The organism is Amycolatopsis sp. cmx-4-61 (genome assembly GCF_046548775.1).
Classification (GTDB): domain Bacteria; phylum Actinomycetota; class Actinomycetes; order Mycobacteriales; family Pseudonocardiaceae; genus Amycolatopsis.
Genome location: NZ_JAEBEI010000009.1, coordinates 224,043 through 240,507, shown reverse-complemented (window position 1 = coordinate 240,507; position 16,465 = coordinate 224,043). Strand labels below are relative to the sequence as shown.

The 16,465-nt window shown below is 70.5% G+C and carries 21 protein-coding genes; 1 reads left to right on the top strand and 20 read right to left on the bottom strand.

Translation table 11 applies throughout. From position 1 onward, the window contains the following. Positions 1 to 152 precede the first annotated feature (152 nt). From ACLJOU_RS25910 to ACLJOU_RS25895, 4 genes are all read right to left on the bottom strand, one after another. The gene (locus tag ACLJOU_RS25910; RefSeq protein ID WP_410570670.1) at positions 153 to 677 is read right to left on the bottom strand and encodes a hypothetical protein; all 525 of its coding nucleotides are present in this window, start codon (positions 675 to 677) and stop codon (positions 153 to 155) included. Between the two features lie 287 nt (positions 678 to 964). Next, positions 965 to 1,501 carry a hypothetical protein gene (locus ACLJOU_RS25905; protein WP_410570668.1) on the bottom strand — a complete coding sequence of 179 codons (537 nt, stop codon included), beginning with the start codon at positions 1,499 to 1,501 and terminating at the stop codon, positions 965 to 967. Between the two features lie 302 nt (positions 1,502 to 1,803). Then, positions 1,804 to 3,120 (bottom strand): hypothetical protein, encoded by a 1,317-nt coding sequence (locus ACLJOU_RS25900; protein WP_410570667.1) that lies wholly within the window; start codon positions 3,118 to 3,120, stop codon positions 1,804 to 1,806. A gap of 350 nt (positions 3,121 to 3,470) precedes the next feature. Then, a complete protein-coding gene (locus tag ACLJOU_RS25895) occupies positions 3,471 to 3,881 on the bottom strand; it encodes a hypothetical protein (protein WP_410570666.1) in 411 nt (136 codons plus the stop codon). Positions 3,882 to 3,984: 103 nt separating this feature from the next. On the opposite strand from ACLJOU_RS25895, the gene ACLJOU_RS25890 reads away from it, so the two are divergent. Then, positions 3,985 to 4,362 (top strand): hypothetical protein, encoded by a 378-nt coding sequence (locus ACLJOU_RS25890; protein ID WP_410570664.1) that lies wholly within the window; start codon positions 3,985 to 3,987, stop codon positions 4,360 to 4,362. 66 nt (positions 4,363 to 4,428) lie between these two features. On the opposite strand, the gene ACLJOU_RS25885 is transcribed toward ACLJOU_RS25890, so the two are convergent. The 16 genes from ACLJOU_RS25885 to ACLJOU_RS25810 form a co-directional block, all read right to left on the bottom strand. Next, on the bottom strand, positions 4,429 to 5,334 hold the full coding sequence (locus ACLJOU_RS25885) for a recombinase RecT (protein WP_410570662.1): 906 nt from the start codon (positions 5,332 to 5,334) through the stop codon (positions 4,429 to 4,431). Then, on the bottom strand, positions 5,334 to 6,269 hold the full coding sequence (locus ACLJOU_RS25880) for a YqaJ viral recombinase family protein (protein ID WP_410570661.1): 936 nt from the start codon (positions 6,267 to 6,269) through the stop codon (positions 5,334 to 5,336). The genes ACLJOU_RS25885 and ACLJOU_RS25880 overlap by 1 nt, the downstream gene beginning before the upstream one ends. A gap of 449 nt (positions 6,270 to 6,718) precedes the next feature. Continuing rightward, a complete protein-coding gene (locus ACLJOU_RS25875; protein ID WP_410570660.1) occupies positions 6,719 to 7,333 on the bottom strand; it encodes a hypothetical protein in 615 nt (204 codons plus the stop codon). Between the two features lie 256 nt (positions 7,334 to 7,589). Then, positions 7,590 to 8,156 carry a hypothetical protein gene (locus tag ACLJOU_RS25870; RefSeq protein WP_410570658.1) on the bottom strand — a complete coding sequence of 189 codons (567 nt, stop codon included), beginning with the start codon at positions 8,154 to 8,156 and terminating at the stop codon, positions 7,590 to 7,592. A 19-nt stretch (positions 8,157 to 8,175) separates the two neighbouring features. Beyond that, positions 8,176 to 8,364 carry a hypothetical protein gene (locus ACLJOU_RS25865; protein WP_410570657.1) on the bottom strand — a complete coding sequence of 63 codons (189 nt, stop codon included), beginning with the start codon at positions 8,362 to 8,364 and terminating at the stop codon, positions 8,176 to 8,178. A gap of 174 nt (positions 8,365 to 8,538) precedes the next feature. Next, complete coding sequence (locus tag ACLJOU_RS25860) at positions 8,539 to 8,754, bottom strand: DUF732 domain-containing protein (RefSeq protein ID WP_410570656.1); 216 nt, start codon at positions 8,752 to 8,754, stop codon at positions 8,539 to 8,541. Positions 8,755 to 9,080: 326 nt separating this feature from the next. Further along, positions 9,081 to 9,542, bottom strand: a complete 462-nt coding sequence (locus ACLJOU_RS25855) for a hypothetical protein (protein ID WP_410570654.1) — start codon at positions 9,540 to 9,542, stop codon at positions 9,081 to 9,083. Between the two features lie 205 nt (positions 9,543 to 9,747). Next, a complete protein-coding gene (locus ACLJOU_RS25850; RefSeq protein WP_410570652.1) occupies positions 9,748 to 10,236 on the bottom strand; it encodes a hypothetical protein in 489 nt (162 codons plus the stop codon). A gap of 199 nt (positions 10,237 to 10,435) precedes the next feature. Beyond that, positions 10,436 to 10,951: a hypothetical protein gene (locus ACLJOU_RS25845; RefSeq protein WP_410570650.1), complete on the bottom strand. Its 516-nt coding sequence runs from the start codon at positions 10,949 to 10,951 to the stop codon at positions 10,436 to 10,438. 141 nt (positions 10,952 to 11,092) lie between these two features. Further along, positions 11,093 to 11,329 carry a hypothetical protein gene (locus ACLJOU_RS25840; RefSeq protein WP_410570648.1) on the bottom strand — a complete coding sequence of 79 codons (237 nt, stop codon included), beginning with the start codon at positions 11,327 to 11,329 and terminating at the stop codon, positions 11,093 to 11,095. A 298-nt stretch (positions 11,330 to 11,627) separates the two neighbouring features. Then, complete coding sequence (locus ACLJOU_RS25835) at positions 11,628 to 12,065, bottom strand: hypothetical protein (RefSeq protein ID WP_410570647.1); 438 nt, start codon at positions 12,063 to 12,065, stop codon at positions 11,628 to 11,630. Beyond that, a complete protein-coding gene (locus ACLJOU_RS25830; protein WP_410570646.1) occupies positions 12,062 to 12,850 on the bottom strand; it encodes a hypothetical protein in 789 nt (262 codons plus the stop codon). The genes ACLJOU_RS25835 and ACLJOU_RS25830 overlap by 4 nt, the downstream gene beginning before the upstream one ends. A 568-nt stretch (positions 12,851 to 13,418) precedes the next feature. Further along, positions 13,419 to 14,135 carry a hypothetical protein gene (locus ACLJOU_RS25825; RefSeq protein ID WP_410570644.1) on the bottom strand — a complete coding sequence of 239 codons (717 nt, stop codon included), beginning with the start codon at positions 14,133 to 14,135 and terminating at the stop codon, positions 13,419 to 13,421. 283 nt (positions 14,136 to 14,418) lie between these two features. Further along, positions 14,419 to 15,006: an HAD domain-containing protein gene (locus ACLJOU_RS25820; RefSeq protein ID WP_410570642.1), complete on the bottom strand. Its 588-nt coding sequence runs from the start codon at positions 15,004 to 15,006 to the stop codon at positions 14,419 to 14,421. Positions 15,007 to 15,111: 105 nt separating this feature from the next. After that, a complete protein-coding gene (locus ACLJOU_RS25815; protein WP_410570640.1) occupies positions 15,112 to 15,780 on the bottom strand; it encodes a Crp/Fnr family transcriptional regulator in 669 nt (222 codons plus the stop codon). Between the two features lie 177 nt (positions 15,781 to 15,957). Then, a complete protein-coding gene (locus ACLJOU_RS25810; RefSeq protein ID WP_410570639.1) occupies positions 15,958 to 16,431 on the bottom strand; it encodes a hypothetical protein in 474 nt (157 codons plus the stop codon). Positions 16,432 to 16,465: the final 34 nt, after the last annotated feature.

Here is a 16,465-nt window from a genome sequence, read left to right as displayed (position 1 = left end):
GCCGGGGTGTTCCGGACCTGCGGGTGCTGCCGGTCGTGGGGTGCTGCCGGATCACCCGGCCGGTGCGGGGCGATGGGGCATCGGGCGCAGCGTCGGCGGCGATCACCGTGGCGGGGCCCGGACCGGGTTCCCCGGCCGCCGCAGCGGCCGGGTCAGCGGCCTGGTGTGCTCGCGGGGCGGCCGTCTTGGATGTCGGCGAGCATCTGCTCGCGCTCGGTCAGCGCGTCGCCGTAGTCGCCTTCGGCCTCGTAGGCGGCGTCGCTGAGCTGCTCGTGACGGCGGACGCGGCAAACACCGACACCGATCGACAACCCGAGCACGACCGAGACCGCGGCGGTCATCCACGCGTCGGGCAGCAGCAGGTGACCGGCGAGCACGGCCAGCAGCAGGGGCACGGCCACGCGGGCGAGCCTCCGCGAGCGGCGACCGAAGCCGGTGAGCAGCGCGAACGCCGCGGTGCATCGCGCGTCCGCCGCGGTAATCGCTCGGTCGGCAGCGTCAAGCGTGTCGATGCTGGTCAGCAGCGCGTCCCGGCGGGCGGTCAGATCGCTGATCTCCCAGTGGTAGTTGCCCCATTCGACCCACTGGTCGAAGTCGGCGACGTCGCACTGGTCACGCAGCTGGATGAGGCGCGCGAGTTCGGCGGTCTGTTCGGCGACGGTCTGGCGATAGGACATCGAGGCTCCCGGGTCGGACGGTGCTGTGGACGGGAGCACGCTGAGCGAGGCCGGTGGGAACGGTCAGGGCTCGGCGGAGCCGACCGCGCAGCGGCGCGGCCTTGACCGTTCCCCCCGGGTTCGCTGTTCTCGCCTCTTGCCACGCCCGGTGGCCGGGGAGGCTCGTGCGGCTCGCCGGTGACACGCTTGGGCAGACCGGACCCCTGCGTACTTCGCCGTGCCCGGCTCGGCGCCGGCTGGTGGCGAATCCGGCGGGGCACGGGCACCCGCCGGACGCGTTCACCTCGTCACCAGTTGACGGCCTGCGCCGGTCGACCTGCGTCGATCTCCGTCATCGTGCGGTCGCGTTCGGCGATCAGCCTTCGGTGATCGCGGACGACACTGACGAACTTGACGAGGAAAACGATGGTGAACAGCACATCTGCGGTGCAGCACCCTCCGACGAAAGCGGCAAGGTAACTCGCCAAAGTTCCCCACCAGTTCGTGGGAAAGAGGTTCACGCCGTACACCTGAGCCGTGATCACCGCGGCGAGCAGTACGAAGGCAGGCCAGTCGCTTCGCAACGACTCCCTGATGTAGTTGCGCAGGTCTTCTGCCGATTCCTTACGCTCCTCGACGGCGGCGGTGATGCCGCGGTCCAGGTCCTCCAGCGCGGGGATGCTGGCGCGCAGCGCGTCCCGGCGCGCGGTCAGCACCGCGATCCGACTGTCAACGGCGTCCCGATCCAGCACCTGTTGCTCGTCGGTGGGGTCGTAGTGCTCGCGCTGGCGGGTGAGCCGGTCGATCTCGGCCGTTTCGTCGTCGATCATGGTGAGGTAGCTCATCGTTGCTCCCGTCCGGAGGTTGTCGTGGACCGGGAAGGGGCGTGCAAGTCCGGTGTGGACGGTCAAGGTTCGGCGGAGCCGACCGCGCAGCGGCGCGGGCTTGACCGTCCACCCGGATCTGCTGGACTGGCCGGTCCGCGAGAACCGCGGCGGCGCGGTCGCGCCGACAGCTGCGGCACGGGTGGCTCAGCCTGGGGAAGACGGAGGGCGTCGACGCCGTAGGACAGAGGTGTCGGGAAACGTCCGCAGCGCGGAGCTCGGGTGCCGGGCCGAGGCTGATGGGGGGTCCGGCACCCGAGCGGTCAGCCCGTGGGCCGCCGGACCGGCATCAGCAGGTGCCGGAACGCGGCGGGGTTGAGGATGGCGGCCGGGGTGTCGGCGAGGACGGCGGGCCGTACGGAACTGACGAGGTGCAGGGTGATCTGATCCGCATCGGGGAAGGTGTCCAAGGCCTCGATGAAGTACTTGGCATTGAACCGCACCACCAGGTCCTCTTCCTCGCCGAGCCCGTCGACGTCGGCGTCCAGCCCGGGCGCGGCGACCTCCGAGGCTCGCTCGTCCAGCACTGGTAACACCGTGAGGGACAGCGGGCCAACGACCAGCTCGAGATGCTGATATCCGAGCCGTTTCGCGGCGGCGATGGCCGCGGCGCGCGCTGCGACCGCGCGGAGCTCGGCGCGGTTCGTCACGACCGTGCCGACGGCGGCGGTGGGCAACAGTTCGCGGTAGTCGACGAACGAGTCGGTCGTGGAGCGGGTGACGACGGTCACTGGCCCGCAGGCCAACGAGATCGAGGTGGCGTCGTCAGTGCGTTCCCAGCCGATGCGCAGACGGTCACCGGTGAGCCGCTTGGTGAGCTTTTCCAGCAGCTTGACCGGGATCACGCCGCCTCCGTCGGTGCTGGCAGTCCGGATGGTGATTGCGGGAACCGGCGCCACGGCCAGGCGAAACCGGTCAGTGCCGGCGACGGTGACAGTGCCGTCGCCGACGTCGAGCTTGATGCCGCAGAAGGCCGGCAGGACCTCGTCGGTGCTCGCGGCTTTGGTCACGCGCGCGACGGCGGCGGCGAAGCCGGTGTGGTCGAGCTGGGCGACCAGCGGCAGTTCGTCGCGAGCGTGCTGGAAGTCTTCCAGCGAGTAGGCCATCAGCGGCACGCGCAGGCCGTCGTGGTCGAGTACAGGCTGCAGCGGGTCGTCGGCGACGACGGTGACGGACATGGCGCTGATCTCGGCTTTCGAGCGGCCTTTCGCCAGCGCGGCGAGGACGTTGCTGAGCTCGGCGTGGTCGATCAGCAGCTCGCCGTCGGCGTCCGCGTCGGGCACGCGGACGGCGATCGAGGTGTGCCAGCTTGCCGCGGCGACCAACAGGGCTCCGTCGACGGCGGCGAGCAGAACACCGCCCAGCTCCGGTGCGGCCGGTCGCGGGTCCAGCGCCAGCTCGACGGTGGCGAGCGCGTCAACCAGGACGGTCTGGTCGCAGGTGAACACCGCACGAGCCTGCGCGGCGGGCTGGATGGGTTCGGGGGCGAGGGAAACCGCTGTCATGGCGATGCCTTCCTGCTCTGGGCGCGCGCCCATGCGAAACCGGCGCGCGGAAGATCCCCGGCGGGCCCGGGGCATCCGCGCGCAGGACCGACGCCGGCGTCCGGCGGGAAAGGTCTCGCGCTCGCCCGCCCGGTGTGGTCCGGTTCGGAGGGAACCGCGGATACGGGCACGGCCGGATCACCCGCGGCGGGCCGGGCCAGCGGGGCATTCAGGCCGGACGCCGGCGTCGGGTCATCGTTCGCGCCGCCCCGGGCCGCCGGAACCGCGACGGGTCAGGCAGCGAATTCGGCTAGAGACGACGAATGCCCCGGACCAGGAACTGGTAGGTCCGGGGCATCCATCCACCGCGGCGGGGGCTCGCGGTGCTTCTCACCCTGCGCGAAGGAACGGCAGGTGGAAGTCCATCAGCGCGGGGGACTGCAGTGTCACGGGTGCTGAGCGGCGATGCTCAGCGCGCCGATTCTGTCCTGCAGCAGAAGCCGTGTCGCACACGGTGCAGGCTGGCCGCATTCGCGGCAGGTGGTACCGGCGTCGTCGGTTTCGGTGTGCTGGCGCAGCAGGTCGACGAAGGTCTCGGCGAACGTCTGCAGGGCGCGGGGAACGCTGTCGAGCAAGGCGACCAGGGCCATCGCCAGCTGTTCGTCACTGATCAGGGCGACGACGCGGCCCCGGTGCAGCAGGTGCGCCTGCATGAGGTTGACCTCAGCTTCGGATACAGCCGTGTCGGGTGTTCGATCGATGGTCATCGGCTGGTGATCGCCGAAATACGCCGCGAGCCGGGTCACGATCGCCAACGACAACCACATCCCGCTGCCCGCCGAGGATGAGGTGATCATCCTGTGAATGTACTTCTGGAAGTACACGTCTGTCCATTTCTGACTACGTTACGTACTGCCAGAAGTGCAAATGGGCGAATGTGTCATCCCGTAGGCTCAACCGTTGATGACGGACAGCGATGACGATCTTGACCGGCGGGTCGACCAGCTGCTGAAAGCTGTTGGCGACCGGTTCAACAAGGCGCGCAATGACGCGGAGATCGGCCCCGTCACGCTCGCCGACGAGGCGAGGATCAGCCGCAACAGCCTCTACGAGCTGGAGGCCGGCGGGAACGTCAAGTTGCGCACCCTGCTGCGGGCGGCGCTGGCGCTGCGGATCCACCCCGCAGACCTGTTCGAGGACCGCCCCGCCGCGGAACGATCGACGATCACCGAGGTCACCACGGCTCTGGCGGCGTTGCTGACCGCGTTGCCCGAGGGCATCCGCCACGCCGCCGAGGACCTTGCCGCAGAGCTGGCCGACGGCGGTCCGCAGGCGTAGCAAATCCGGCCGGCGCTGGAGGGTGGTGGGCCCGCGACCACCGGACCGGCGGGCCCACCACCTCGGTCAGGACTCCTGGCTGGCGCCACCGCTCGCGGCGGCGTCCAGGTCGACCGGCTCGGGCTCAGGAGGGACGTCGTCCTCCTGGTCCTCCAGCCGCTCCCCTACCTGGTAGCCGGGTGCGCCCGGGTCGAGGTCGCGGCGCACGGTCCCGTCGACGGCGATCAGGTCGACCAGCCGGGACTGGCGGGGGATCTCGTCGAGCAGCCGCAGCAGCACGGTCTTGCGGCCCATGGCGTCGTAGCCGTATGCGTCGAACCAGGGTGACCGCTCCCCTGCCTTGACGAACTTGTCGCGGAAGTTCGTCATGTCCTTGTCGTGCCACCACACGAACGGCGTCTCAGCGTTGGCCAGCATGGCCAGCGAGAAGAACGCGACCCGGCTACCGCGGTCCTTCACGGAGCCGATCAGCGGCTCGAAGGTCAGCCGGTTGATCGTGCCCTCCTCGACGGCGAAGCGGTCCCGCTCGCACACCACGCGCGTGGTAATCCGCAGGACTTCCGGGTGCGCCTGCGCCATGCGCTGCAGGCCGCGGTAGTGCGCCTGGAACTCGGCCATCACGATGCCGCCGCGCTTCCTCTTCGGGATGATCCAGGCCTCCTTGAACGGGCCCGGCCGCAGCCCGTACTGCGCGCAGTTGAGCAGCGCGCCGATCACCGACTCCGGCTGAGCCTCGATGATTTTGGTCTTCTTGTCCGGGTCGAGCAGGTCCTGCTGGACCAGGTTGAGCGCGTTGCTCACGAACTGGTCCGGATCGATGTCCGAGCCGCGCAGCGCCTGCGCGAACAGATCCCGCGACTGCACGATCTGGTCCAGCAGCGTCGCCGTGGCGTGGCCGTCGTGCTCGTGGTCCTGCTCGCCGGCTGTGTCCGCGGTGCGCTGGGCGACGTGGGCGGCTATCCGTCCTGCCATCAGAGGTTCTCCTTCAACTTGTTGTTCAACCGCCGACCGGTTTTTGTCTTGTTCCAGGTGATGACCTCGCGGGTGCCGACGTAGCCGGCGCTCTTGGACCCGAGCTCCTGCTTGATCTGGGCGGAGAGGTCGGTGGCCACGCGGTCCCACTTCCCGCGTTCGGTGATCGCGGCCTTGTGCTGGGCGACCAGCCGCTGCTGCTGCGCGGTGAGCTGGATGTGCGTGCCGTCCGGCGTGGGGTAGAGCACGGCGAGCAACTTCTCCTCGCGCTCCCCGCCTCCGCGCTGTACTCGCGGCGGCACGTCGGCGAGCACGTGCTGGTCCCAGAACTGCCGGGTGTTTTCGACGACCGCGGCGATGTCGTCTTCGTCGCGGTCGATGACGAACTCGAAGTACTTGTTCCCGCCGACCAGCGCCGCGAGGTGCCAGCGGCGTGCGCCGGTGACGGCCATGCAGGCGACGCACTGGATCACGTAGTGCAGTGGCGGCTGCTCGGCCCATTCGTCGGCGAACATCTTGTCCGCGGTCTTGCACTCGAGCCCTTCACCGTTGGCCACGACCCGGTCGGGATTGGCCAGCAGCCACGGCCACGCGTTCGAGCGCCAGGTGCCGGTCTTGCGCACCTGGATGCCGTGGACGTCGGACCACTTCGTGGCGACGGCGTCTTCGAGCCGGTGCCCCCACTCCATCTCGTCGGTGAGCTCCAGCTCGCCGACGAGGCCGCGCTTGTCCAGGTAAACCCGTAGCGGGGAGGTCCACGGAGAGGCGTTCAGCACGCCGGAGACGTCGGAGGCGCCGATGCCGGTGCGGCGGGTGGCCAGCCACTCGTCGTGCTCGGCACCCGTGGCGAGGATCTGCCGGCCCGCGGTCCACGCGGTCTCGAAGACGTCCGGCTCGGGAGGCGGCGCCGGGGGCGCCGGTGATGTTGTGGTCATGCGCGCTCGCTTTCGGTCGGTGCGCTCCCCCGGTCGGGGGCGCCGCCGACCGCCCGGCCTGGGGCGCAGCGCCTGTCCGCAGGCACGCGCTCGCCCGACCGGCGTGATCCGGGTGGCCGGGTTCGGCGCGCGACGGGCACTGCCGGATCACCCGCGTCGGTGCGGGCCAGGCGTGCCTCGGCGGGCGTCAGCCGGCCGGGCAGCGTGGTGCCGCCCCGACCGGGGCTGCGCCGAGCGGAAGCGGGCGCGACCAGGGGCACCGCGGCGTGCCGCTAATCTGGTGCACGTTCCGGGGAGAAGGGCTCGCTTCGGTGGCCCGTGGTGACCGGAACATCGCCGCCGGCGGTATTTGGCACCCAACCGGTCACGCGGGAGGGCGACTTCGGTCGGTGCCCCGGCGGACACGGCCCGCCCGGCCTTTCGCCGGGCGGGCCGCGCTCAGTGCCGGGTCAGTTCCCCGCGCCGCCTCGCGGCCGGGTCTCCCGTTCCACCACGAAAGCGCCGACGACGCGGAAGAGTTCGCTGTCGGTCTGCACGCTCCGGCGCACGGCCTGCGCGGCGTTGTCCAGCTCGCCCTTCAGATACCGCATCCAGGAGTCCAGAGACAGCAGCACCTGCACCAGGTGCCACCACTGCACCGGCAGCAGTTCGAGCGTCTTGATGTCGGGCGAGTTCAGCGAGCGCTTGAAGGTCAGCTGGGCCCTGTCGGAGTCGAACTGGTCGACCAGCAGCGGCGCACCGGCGATCGTCCACGTCGTGTAAGCGGGGCAGTCCGGGGCGTCCGGGGGCAGCAGCGGCACCTCGACGTGGTCGCGGCCGCGCTGTTCGGGCGGCACGACCTCCGGCAGTCCCAGCAGCCGGGTGGCCATGATCCTCGGCCTGTTGCGCGCGAGGTCGCCGCAGCCTTCCTCGACCATCAGCATCGAGTGGCGTGCCCCGGCGATCGGGTGGTCGATGATCCGGAAACCGTTGCTGTCGAGGATGACCAGCGAGGAGGGCCGCTTCGGGCCGGCGCGCAGTGTCGTGGTGGTGGTGAACGAGTACGGTTCGCGGATCGTGTGCATCGGCTGCGGGCCGCCTTCCTGTCCGGGTGGTGCGCTGACGGGCCCTGGCCTCAGCGCGCCGGACGGGGCCCGTAGGGCGGGCAAGGGAACGCCGGCTGGCCCATCCGGGCGTGATCGCGCGCCAGCGCGACCCCGAGGGGTTTGTCTCACCGGGATGGGCTGGCCGGGGCCTTGACCGGAACCCCGTGCGGTGTGCTGACCTCCTGCGTCAGCGAACGCCGCGGCAGGACACCGGTCCTCGCCGCGGCGCCGCGGTTCACGACACGGGACGTGCCGCTTCGGAGGCACGCTGAACCAGGTCGGCCAGTCGGTCGACGAACGTCCCGCCGCCGAGTTCATTCGCACTGGGGTACAGCCGGTTCCAGGTGTCGGCGTAGAGCGGGTCGGTGACCACCGAATCGACGTCCGACCGATACAGCCTCAGCCGCACGCCTGGCCCGTAGGACCGGGCGATCGAGGTGAGCGCCCGGCTGATGTCGTCAACGTCGGCGGCGAAGTACGGCGATTCCGCGCTCAGCGCGAGAACCAGCTGGTAGCGGCCGTCCGGGCGGCGGGTCAGCTTCAAGCGGTCGCAGCACTCCGGCGGCAGGCCGGTCAGCGCCAGGCGGTGCTCGGCTGCTTCGGTCAGCGCCGAGGTCCAGCGGTCGTAGAGCATCGCCGGGTGCGTCTCGGTGAGCCGCTGCTCGGACACGGTGCCCGGTTCGGCCATCCACCGCAGCCGGTGCGGCTTGTCGGTGATGCCGCCGAAACCGAGCAGATCGGTGGCCGAGAGCGCGCCGGAAATGAGGACCTGGTGGCTGGTGTCACGGTCGGTGCTGCGCACCACCGCGAGCAACCGGCCATCAGGTGTCCGCCGGCCCCACTTCGAAGCGGTGGCGAGCTCGACGAACCCGGGACCGGGCGACCAGCGGGGGCTCGGCCGCGGTGTAGGTCGCGGGCAGCAGCAGCACCGCCGTGGCCTGCCAGAACGTGTGGCCCGGGGCGTAGGGCTGCAGGGTGCGAAGCAGCCGTCGGCGAACGGAGCGGTACATGATTGTCCTTGTCTTGCCAGGGTTTTGGCATGGACAAGGGCCCGGTCCGGCGCCGGAGGGTGGACAGCGCCGGCCGGGGCCCTCGAGCGGGCCGGTGGGGCGACACACCGTCCCGCTCATTCAGGTGGTCGGAGAGGATCTCCGCGCCCGGCGGGCGACGCGGAGACCGAGCGATTACCGCGCCGGAACACTCAGCTGTGCCGCATGCTGCGGGCAGTAGCTGTGGATCGCGGCGACGACGACCACGCTCGCGAGATCGGGGTAGAACCGCTTCAGCACCGTCTTCACCGCCGCGGACACCGTCGTGCCCTTACCGAGGGAGGCGCAGGTGTCGCGTCCAGCCGCGATCAAGTTGAGCGACGCGGCCGGGGTGTTGAGGTCGACGCGCAACTGGCCAGAACTATCCCGGCCACTGCGAGGCCGACGGCCAGGCCGGCCGCGGTGACGGCGAGGAGCGAACGCAAAGGTCGTCGAGCTGCCATCGGGTTCTCCCGGTGAGTGCTGGTGCGTGGACGGGCGCACGCCCTGCGGGGCTGTGGGGCGGGGGCAAGGTCCGGCGCAGCCGGCCGCGAAGCGGTTCGCCTTGCCCCTGCCCCGCGGTTCTGCTGCGCTCCGGGACGTCCACGCAGCGCCGACCGGGAAGTAAGCGGGCGACACGAGGGTGGTTGCGCCTGGGCGAGGACGCCGACCGGGCCGGCGTCCTCGCCTGTCGGCGGTCAGTCCCACCAGAGGCGGATCCGGTACGGGTGCTCTCCCGGCTTGCCGACCACGTCCTGGTCGGTGGCGGGGTGCTGCTGCACGGTGATCTCGTTGGCGCCCATCGTGCGGGCCCAGTCGATGACGCGTTGGGCGTAGTCCTGCCGTTCGGCGTCGGTGTAGCGCTCGTGGCGCTTGTCCGTGCGAGGGCCGATGCACTGGTTCGGGAAGAACGCGGTCGTGATGTAGAGCACCGCGGAGCCTTCGGCGCCGAACTCGACGTCCATCGCGTCGTCGAACAGCAATCCGATCGTGCGGGCGACCTCGACGGGGTCGAAGCTGTTTCCGCCCTGCACCGTGGCCATGCACTTGTCGAAGGTCGCGCGGTTGCGCAGCGGGACGAGGAACTTCAGCGAGACCTTCTGGCCGAGGCGGGCGAATTCGACGACGTCGTTGTTGACGACGTTCCGGTCGAGCGGCATACGGTGCTCCTTCGTCGCGGTGTTCGTGGACACCGCGGGCGGAGCAGGCCGACGTCAGGGCGGGGCAGGGCTCGGCGGAGCCGACCGCGCAGCGGCACGGCCTTGCCCGCCCGGGCGGGCTGCTGAGCTGCGCGGTCCACGACACGCGCGCCGGACGGTGCTGCTGGCGGACCGGGCACGCGGTCGTGCCCGGCGTGGCGGTCCATCAGCTGACGCGGGCCAGCTCGGTGCCGGGCTCGGTGCCGAGCAACAGCAGCTGGAGGGTGTCGGCGACGAGGGCGGAGATCATCTCCTCCGTCAACGAGGCGTAGTTGCCGGAGTCCAGATCGGTGCCCAGCAGGACCACGGGTCCGCGGGGATCGGGCATCGACAGCTCACCGGCTAGGACGCGGCGCGCCCGTGCCCGGTCGAGAGCGGAGGCAGGAACGTGACCGCAAGCGATGTCGGCCTGCAGCAGCGCGCAGGCGCCGCGGGCGCGCGTGTTGATCCGGTCCTTGGCGTGCCGGCGGCCGCCAACAACGTCCACAGTGGTCAGCACGGTCACCGAGGTGATCTGCTCGCCGAGCAGAGCGCGCAGCGCCGGGAGATGGCCGCGCTCGTCACGAACGAAGTCGATGGCTTCGACCGGGTCGATCCCACTGGCGGGGATCCACAGGCCGCGGACGGTGTGAGACTGCTGGTCGGCGAGGTCCATCACGAGGGGTCCTTCTGCTTGTCGGTGGTGCGTGGACGAGCAGATCTCCAGCGGGGCCGCGGTGCGGGGGCAAGGTCCGGCGAAGCCGGCCGCGAAGCGGTTCGCCTTGCCCCCGCAGGGCGGTACTGCTGCGCTCCGGGCGTTCGCGCGCGGCGCGCGGGATAGCTCCTCGTGGCCGGACCCGGCTACAGCGACGGTGTCAGCTCGCGGCCCAGCCGACGAAGATCCAGCCGGTCAGGTCGAGCGATCCTGTGGTCAGGATGGTGGCGGTGGTGTGGCTGTTGACGTAGACGCGTTCCTCGTTGCCGCGGGGGCGGTAGTTGGTGAGGGTCGCGCTGGTGACGATCTCGCCGTTGCCAAGGTGCGTCTCGGCCGCGGCAAGCGCCGCGGCTTTCTGGCTTGGGTAACCCTCGGCGCGGACCGGTACAGGCAGACCTTCCAGCGTCCGGTACCGACCGCACACCGCGATGGCGCCGGCCGGGCCCCACTCGTCGGCGATCCGCTCATCCTCGGCATCGAGCAGCTCTTTGGCGAGGCCTTCGGCCTCGGTTTCCGAGCGTGGGCTGCTCTCGATCACGACGAAGGAGTCCTTCTCGGCGATACTGCCGGTGTTGCCGCCATAACCGTGTTCGTACTGCGCCTCCGCGACGGCAGCATCGAAAGCCGCCGCGACATCGGAGCCTTCGGAGTAGATGATGAAGTATTCCAAGTTCATCTGTGTCTTCTTTCCTGCTCTCGTGGACCGCGGGGGCGCTGATCAGAAGTCCGCTACGGGCTGGCCGCCGGCGGGCTGCGAGATTTCCGAGTCGGTGTGCGCACCGGCCCGGTGCGGTCGCAAATGCCCCGCGGTGGCCGGTCAGGCGACGTGCTCGGTCGCCTGGCGGACGCCACGCGACGCGGTAACGAAGGTCTGAACCAGGTCCTCGACCGCGGTGACGCCGTCCTGGTGGCCGGTGCAGGTGTCGGGGTTCGGGCACAGCGCGGGGCCGTCGACGTAGACGTCGTGACCGAGAAAGAACTTCTCGCAGCCGCAGTAGAGCTGGGCGAGGGTGATCGGCTCGGTGTGGAAGTCGAGGCCGTCGAACGTGAACATCGTGGGCTCCTGCTGGTCGGTGCTGTCGGTGGACGGAGCTGTGTTCAGTGGGACGGCCGGGGCCGGGCAGGGGTGGCCGCCTGCGGCCATCGCGAAGCGACGCATCGCGCCCTTGCCCGGTCCCGATCGGGCTGCTGTTCTCGGGAGTCCACTTCGGACCGGTCAGCCAGTCGCCACATGACGACGACCGCTTCGCGTTGCCGGCAGTGCCGCTAAGCCGCGCTGTGCGGTCAGTGCGCTACCGCGCACGAATCGAACCAATGCGGGTTTCGCCAGTTGCAGGCGCCGCAGACCCAGATCAGACCCGCGCGACAGACAGCGCGTCGAGAGCGGACGCTTCCGTGTCCGTGGCTTTGTCGTACAGCTCTTGCAGGACAGCGGGAAAGTAGGGATACCAGGAGGGATCGCCTTGGTCGCCGGTCGGGCGAAGACAGTCGCCCAGGTCGGCAGTGCCACCGGTGTCCGGGTCGTCTGGCACCGTGAGGCTGACGGCCATCAGGCTGATGGCATCCGGAATGGGGGTTTTCGGGATCTCGCGGCGGAGCCAGCCGACGTCGCCGTCGGTCAGGATCAGGCCTGCCCATTCCGCGGCCTGCTCGGCGGTGACGAGCGCGGTGTCCGGCATAGCTCGCAAGGCGCCCGCCGCCTCGAAGAGGCTGATCAGCTCCATGGCCCGGTGCTGGCCCACCTCGGCCGCGAGCACGTTTTCCAACTTCTCCTGGTCAACGGTGATCATGAGACTTTCCCTTCGTTACTGAACGTTTGGTGCCCGGCAGGGACAGAACCGTCTTCCGTTCGTGGACTGCCGGAGGTCTGCGTGCGACGGCGCAGTTCGGCGAGCGGGAGTGGCCGCACGACGCCGTCACGCTGTTGCTTGAGGATCGCGACGTTGCCGAACTCGGCCCGGAACGCCTCTTCGCGGCGCTCGTAGTCGGCGTACCGGTCGGGATGACGCTCCAGCAGGCGCAGCCAGTGCGCCTGGCCGGCCCGAACACAGCAGCCCGAGCAATTGGCGTGGGAGAAGCCCTCCTCGTACGCGGCGGGCGGAGTCAGGCCGAGGGCACGGGCCTCGCCGAGCATCGCGTCCTTGGTCAGGTCCGGCTCCGCGGTCAGCGGAAATTCCACGGACCACGGCGCCCAACCCTTGCGAATGCCGGGAATCCGCCGGGCCTCGCCGGCGTCGATCCCGACGTACAAGGTGGTGGTAGCGGGGTCGGCGTTCGCGTCCAGCCAGCGGCGCGCGGGCTGCTGCTTCAGAATTTTGGAACAGGGCGCCAATCGCGCATTCCCGAGGAACCGGGCGTGCCAGTAGACCTCGAACGGGGTGCGGCCATCGGCGACCCGCACGAGCGGCGCGCCGAGCTGCGCGGCCGATTCGGTGAGGAACGTGTAGAGGCTGTCCTCCTCGACGAGCGTGTCGCTGAACAGCAGAATCAGGTTGTCGATGCCGTGGCGGGCGGCGACGCGCCGGGCCGTGGCCCAGCTGCCGATGCCGCCGGAGTACTGGACGACATGCATCACGGTACAAGCCTCCTTCCAGGAGGGACTAGCGCGGTCAGCACGCGAAGGGCCGAGCACGCGCAGTGCCGCGCGCCCGGCCTCCACCGCGCGATCAGTTCCCGCGTCGCGCGTCCAGCTCGGACTGGGCCCGCCGGCGACCCTCGACCGCCGGGGTCAGATCCCTCGGCGGCCTGCGGGTCTCTCCGGCCGACGCTTGCCCCGCCGCATCTGCGGCGATTCCTCCGATGTACTGCTCATCGCTCTGCTCGCTCATCGACGTCTCACTTCTGTCAAGCCCTTGCCTGGCAAGAGCGCCGGTCGAAGGGCGACCAAGTGACGCGGTGTCCCGCCGGGTCGCCCTGCCCCGCCGGCAGGTGGGGCGCGAGCGGGGAGGACCAGGGCCACGGACCGGCTGGGGCGCCGCGCTCGCCCGGGCGGGCGGGATCGCGCAGCGACCGAGCGCAGCGAGGCCTGTCTCCCCCGCCCGGCGCGGGCGGACGTGCATCGGGCGCAGCCGTGGCCCTGGTCCAGAGTTCGCGCGAACCCACCGCCCCGGGCCAGGGCAACGGCGTCGGTTCCGCGGCGTGGTTCAGGCGGGCGCCGGTGCCGTGCTGGCGTCCGTGTTGTCGGTTGTCCAGTACACGTCGGTGCCCCACGCTCGGCAGGTGGCGTTGAGCGCTTCCCACGCGTTGACGCGGAGGAATCCGCAGCCGGCCAGCGCAGCGTCTGCGGCGGCGCTGGAGGCGAGGTTGCCGTCGTCGTCGACGGCGGTGACGCAGGCCGGGGTAACGCCCACGTCGGCTCCATCCGGTCCGGCAGCGAGCACGGTGATCTCACCGGTGGACGGGATCCAGCAGGTCGCGTACGGCTCCGGCTCGATTACATCGCCGGTCGGCATCGCCTCGATCGCTGTGGACCACGGGACACCGAGCCGGGCGAGTCGCGCCTCGGGAGCCAGCAGGTCCAGCTCACGAACCTGGGCGGTGGTGAACACGGCAGAACCGTCGTGGTCGCAGGACGCCTCGAACCGGTGCAGGGCCGGAACGTAGCGGCGGAGCGAGCCGAGCCACTCGTCGGTCGGGTCGGTCTGGGCGGTGAAGGACATCTCCGGGGCGGTCTCGATCAGGTCGTCGGCCAGCTCGTCCACCTCGGACGTGTCGATCGTGTAAGGCTCGCCGATCTGCAGGGTCTTGCGGGCGGAGCCGTCGACGTCGACCAGCCAGTGGTCTTCAAGCGCGGTGGCGACGGCGCGTACGCGGTGTGGCGGGCAGGCGTGGATGGTCAGGTACGTGACGGTGTCGCTCATGGTCATCGTCTCCCTCGGTCTCCGGTTCTGGGCCGCGCCGGCTGGCGCCGGCCGCGCGCGGCCGACACGGCCCCGGCCACCGGGAAGAGGACAAGCCGACGTCCTTCCGGCTTGTCCTCTTCCCGGTGGGCGGGGCACCGTTGGGCCCGCGCGGTCGACGCCTCCACCGGTGCGCCGCGGTGAAGTTGCGCCGGGTGGTCAGACCGGTCGACGGAACGCCGTCTCCCGCGGGTGTGCAGGTGACCGGGCGTACAAGGGCGGAACCCGGCTGACGAGCCGAGTGCTACCGACCAGCCGGGAGGGTTGCGGCCCACGTGCGGATCTGGTCGAGGTGTCCGTCCTGCAGGCCCGTGGCCGGGTCGACGTGACACAGCAGGGTCGGGCTGCTGCGGCGTTCGTGCTCGAATGCCGCGCGGGCACGCGCGAATCGCGGGTCGGCGTGGTCGTCGTCGAGCCACGCCAACGGCCGGCCTTCCGCGTAGGCAGCGACCCCGGACCACTTCCACGCTCCGCCGGTCCGCCACCGGTGGCCGTCGCCATCGCGCTCGAGGTCGGCGGGTGGATAGTGGATCACCGGCAGCTCCGGGAGCCCGATCGCCGGGCCGATCAGGGTGTTGGCCTCCTCCAGCCAGGTCGTGGCCCAGACCAGCTGCAGCTCCGCGTCCTCGGCCAGCGCGCGCAGCAGTGCGCCGTGGTCTGGGCGCAGCCAGACCCGGAGTCCTTTGTGGCGTCGGGCGTCACGCCCACCGAACCAGCCGCCGCCGCGCGTACGCCGGAAGGTCTCGTAGCCCGGTGGCCGTAGGTTGGGCTTCGCGGCGTAGGGGTTGAGCGGTCCGTCGACGTCGAGGAGAAGCAGTCCTTTGTGGGCCATGAGGTCGCTCCGGTCTGTTCGTGGTATTGGGCTGGCGCCGGCGTCCAGTACTGGGTGAGGAAGCCAGTACTGGACCGCGGCGGGTTTCGTCGGTGGGCGTTCGGGTCAGCGGGCTCGCCGCGCCAGGTGCTCGGGATCGGTGATCAACACGGACTTGCCCTCGAGCCGCAGCCAGCCGCGACGGCCGAAGTCGGACAGGGTCTTGCTCACCGTTTCGCGGCTGGAGCCCACCAGCTGCGCGAGTTCGACCTGCGTGAGGTCGTGGACGACGCGCAACCCGCCTGATTCCTGGATCCCGAAGCGCGCCGCGAGCTGCAGCAGGGTCCTGGCGAGCCGCCCGGCGACGTCGCTGAAGACCAGATCGGCCGCCGCGGTGCCGGCCCTGCGCACGCGCCGCGCCAGAACGCGCAGCAGCTCCTCGGCAAGCTCGGGGCGGTGGCGGATCATCAGCCGCAGCGCGTACCGGTCGAGGCTGGTCGCCCGCACCTCGGTGACCGTCGTCGCCGTCGAGGCACGCGGGCCGGGATCGAACAGCGACAGGTCACCGAACATGTCGCCTGGGCCGACGATCCTGTGTAGTACTTCTCGGCCGTCTACTCCGCCGCGGCCGATCTTGACCTTGCCGGATTCGACGATGTAGAGCCGGTCTCCTGCTTCACCTTCGTGAAAGATCACCTGGCCGGGGGGAAACTCGGCTATCTCGCCGATGGACTTGATGACGGCATCTACCGATGCGTTCGCGGGAATGCCGGGCGCAGTGTCGGTATCGGACATGACGTGTCTCCTGGTCGGCGCTGTGCGTGGACCGGAGCAAGGAAGCGGGTCGTCGTCGGCGCGGTCCGGGCTCGGCGGAGCCGACCGCGCAGCGGCCCAGGCCTGGACGGCGCCGACGGTGTTTGCTGCCATCGGAGGTCCGCGACCCGCCGCGGCCAGGTGGCCCGCGGTGTCCGGCTACCGGAGGCGGGGCAGGTCGTAGACGGTGGTGCTGATCCCAGCGCCAACGAGCGCGTGCTCGATCATCGGGGCGATGCGCTCCCAGCGACCGCCTGCGAGGCCGAAGCCGATGCGCGGCATGTGGACGCTCGCGGCCAGCCGGGCCGATTCCACGGCAAGGGTGGCCAGGCATTCCTCGAGCGCGTCGTAGCGCAGCGGAATCGGGTTGGCGGTGGTGTGGTAGCCGTGCTGGGCCACCATGTTCGCCACCCAGACGTCGGATTCGACCTGCACCAGGCGCGTGGCGCCGAGCCGGAAGTCCGCGGTGCGGCTCCAGCCGCGGTAGTCCTGTTCCGGCTCACGCCAGCGGCCGGACACCGCGAGCACGAAGCCTTTGCCCCAGCCACCGCGGTCGTTGCAGACGTGCGCGATGACCTTGGTGCCCGCGCCGGCGGGCGCGGTGGCGTCGCCCAGTGCGAACTGCAGCGTCATCGGGAGGTCCTCGTTTCAAGTGGGTCGTCACATG